This window comes from Plantactinospora sp. ZYX-F-223 (assembly GCF_039649625.1).
Classification (GTDB): domain Bacteria; phylum Actinomycetota; class Actinomycetes; order Mycobacteriales; family Micromonosporaceae; genus Plantactinospora.
Window position 1 is genome coordinate 1 of the sequence record NZ_JBDJAV010000153.1, and the last position, 1,631, is coordinate 1,631.

Consider the following 1,631-nt stretch of genomic DNA (forward strand, 5'->3'; position numbering starts at 1 on the left):
TGCTCTGGCCGCATACGTTCGCCGGGTTGGTCAGGCCGCTGCGGTGAGTGGGCGTCCGCCCCAGCGGATGCCCTTCTCGCTGCGGACACGGGCGCGTTCACGGCGTTGGGCTGCCAGGACGTCGGGGTGGCGGGCGTTGGCGTTGCGCCAGCGCAGGTAGGCGTGCAGTGCCCGGGTCTGGGCGGTGTGGTTGCGGTGATGGGAGTTGGCGATGGTGAACTGGCGTAGCGGGCCGAAGTGGGCCTCGATGGGGTTGGCCCAGGATGCGTAGGTCGGGGTGAAGCACAGCTCGACCCGGTTCTTCCTGGCCCAGTGGCGGATCGTCTCGCTTTTGTGGGCGGACAGGTTGTCCAGGATCACGTAGATCGGGGCGCCGTCGGGGCGGGCGGCGCGGATCGACTTCAGCGCGGACAGCGTGTTCGCGGTGCCCTTGCGGCGGCGGTTGACGCCCCACAGCTGGTCGTCGCCGACGGAGTAGCAGCCGTGGAAGTACCGGACGCCGTGGGTGCGGCGGTAGGTGGCCGGCAGCCGCTGCGGGCGGCTCTGCTCGGCCCAGCCGGCTCCGGCGGTGGGGCGGATCCCGAGCGGCCCGAACTCGTCGAACGCGAACACCCGTTCCGGAAACCGGTCCAGGACCTCCTCGATCCGGTCGAGCTTGGCGTCGCGGTCGGGGTCCGGGGACTCCTTCCACGTCTTGGTCCGCTGGAACGTCACGCCCCGGCGGGCCAGCAGGCGGCGCAGTGCTTCGCGGCCGATGCGGATGACCCTGCCGTGGACTCTGCGCAGGTAGGCGGCGAGTTTGCGCAGGGACCAGCGCGTGAAGGGCTGGCCGAGCTTGGCCGGTCGGGTGGTGGCCGTCGTGACGACGAACTGCTCGTCGTCAGGACTGAGCAGGCGGGGACGGCCTCCCGCCCACTGAGGGTCCAGACAGGCCAGGCCGATCTCGTTGAACCGGTGGATGACGTCACGGACGGTGTCCTCGTCGGCCTGGACAAGCTGGGCGATTACCGGGACCCGGTTGCCGCCGGCCGATGCGAGGAGCATCATCGCGCGCCGGTAGCGCACCGAATTGGTGCTGCCCCGGCGCACGATCTGCTGCAGCTTCTGCCCTTCCTGGTCGGTCAACCTGCGCGCACGGACAGGCTCGGCCACCTTGCCTCCAGCTGTCGGACCGGATGTCGTGCTACATCCAATCGCGACAGCCGCCAGGCCGGAAACCCTCCTGGTCAGGGAATTAGTTGACCGCGCCGCCCGGCCGCTGATAGCCGCACTCGATATCACGGCCTTCAAGGTCCATCACGTATGCGTCGACGCCATTGGCATGGACCGTCACCGAGCCGTGCCGGTAGTCAACCTCGAACGGCTCGTCCTGTCTCGTCGTTCCGGGCCAGGGCGCATCTCCCGCGATTCCGACCGTCGTCACCAATGTGCCCTGGCCGGGCTTCAGCCAGTAGTCCCGCCCCCAGGGCTCTACCACCAACTCGATCAACTCGTCACCGTGGTTCTGGACGCGCAGCCGCGCCTCCGGAAGATCATCAGACCTCACGGCCTCCACCCCACCCCATCAGCCGCCGAGCAACGTCGTCTCACATCCAACTAACCCGGCGAACGTATGCGGTCAGAGCACTAGC

Annotated in this window: 2 protein-coding genes; both read right to left on the reverse strand. The window is 68.7% G+C overall.

Annotated features, from left to right (window positions below):
• Positions 1 to 30 precede the first annotated feature (30 nt).
• On the reverse strand, positions 31 to 1,152 hold the full coding sequence (locus AAH979_RS42895; RefSeq protein WP_346263852.1) for an IS630 family transposase: 1,122 nt from the start codon (positions 1,150 to 1,152) through the stop codon (positions 31 to 33).
• 82 nt (positions 1,153 to 1,234) lie between these two features.
• The gene (locus AAH979_RS42900; RefSeq protein WP_346263853.1) at positions 1,235 to 1,546 is read right to left on the reverse strand and encodes a hypothetical protein; all 312 of its coding nucleotides are present in this window, start codon (positions 1,544 to 1,546) and stop codon (positions 1,235 to 1,237) included.
• Positions 1,547 to 1,631 lie beyond the last annotated feature (85 nt).